Source organism: Cupriavidus phytohabitans, from assembly GCF_017815025.1.
Classification (GTDB): Bacteria; Pseudomonadota; Gammaproteobacteria; order Burkholderiales; family Burkholderiaceae; genus Cupriavidus.
The window spans coordinates 1-1,305 of sequence record NZ_JAGIQB010000193.1; the positions used below are offsets into that span (position 1 = coordinate 1).

A 1,305-nucleotide genomic window follows, 5' to 3' on the forward strand; every position below is an offset into this window, starting at 1 on the left:
GGTTGAATCATTTTCTGGCCTTCAAGTTTCACGACCGCAAATTCTACTTCCGTACCGTTACTGCGACAGAACCGCATTAGTTGTGTGAGCGAGCGCCGTGAAAGTGACGTAAGGATTGCTTGCTAGCCTTGCCTGATAATCCCCATTATCAGGTTTGATTTTTTATGGGATTTGCCGGGTTTTTGACGCTGCACTTGGGGAGATCGGCGACGGCGGAGGTGCCGGAACCGGCGCCGGGAGGCCGGCGGACGCGGCGCTGACACCGCTTGAACCCCGCCACGGGCGCGGCGGGGTTCCCCACAGTGTAGCCGAAAATGGGGTCGCTGCCGCTGCCCGCGACGCCACCTGCACGCCCCTGCCTTAGCGTTTCATCCAGCCCATGCGCGGCGCCCCGGGCCGCCGCTTAGTCATTATTATCAGGTAAGATGACGGTCGCTGCCGACCCCCTGCCCTGCCCTGCCCTGCCCTGCCCTGCCCTGCCCTGCCATGGCATGGCATGGCCCAACATAACCTCGTCGCCGCCGACGCCCCGCGTTATACCCGCGCCGACTTCACGGCGCTGCGCTTCCGGCTCAACCGCATCCCGACCGACCAGATCCTGGCGCGCGTCTATGACGAAGAGGCGCTGCACGCTGCCGGCATCGACACCGCGGCGCAGCTGGAAGCTGCGGCTCGACGAAATGCGCGACCACCTGGTCGAGCGCGTCTGCCTGAGCAACCCCTATCTGTCGGCGAGCCTGGCGGACGCGCGCCGCTTCAATCGCTGGCCGAAGAGTGCGATCGACTACCTGGTGCGCGCCGCCGACCAGGATTTCTCCGCGCCGCAGCCCGACGACCCGGTGTCGGCGTGGCTGCGTCCGATCGTGTTCCGGGCGCTGCGCCACGAGCACATCCAGACGCTCAGGCAGCTGCAAGGCTACATCGCGCTGCGCGGCCGGCGCTGGTATCTGCCGGTGCCCCGGCTGGGGGCCGGCAAGGCGCGCGCCATCGAGCGCTGGCTGCAGTCCCAGGCGGCGACGCTCGGCCCGCTCGTGGTCGTCGACGACACGCCCCAGACGGCGCTGGTCGAACTGGGTCCCGAGCTCGCGCGCAAGCTGGTGCCGCTGGTGCCGCTGGTGCCGCTGGTGCCGCTGGTGCCGCTGGTGCCGCTGGTGCCGCTGGTGCCGCTGGTGCCGCTGGTGCCGCTGGTGCCGCTGGTGCCGCTGGTGCCGCTGGTGCCGCTGGTGCCGCTGGTGCCGCTGGTGCCGCTGGTGCCGCTGGTGCCGCTGGTGCCGCTGGTGCCGCTGGTGCCGCTGGTGCCGCTGG

Annotated in this window: 1 protein-coding gene; it reads left to right on the forward strand. The window is 68.7% G+C overall.

Translation table 11 applies throughout. The features are described 5' to 3' along the window. Positions 1–611: 611 nt before the first annotated feature. Positions 612–1,305, forward strand: a 694-nt coding sequence (locus J8I34_RS34080) for a phage integrase family protein (RefSeq protein WP_305826474.1), incomplete at its 3' end; no start/stop codon positions are given.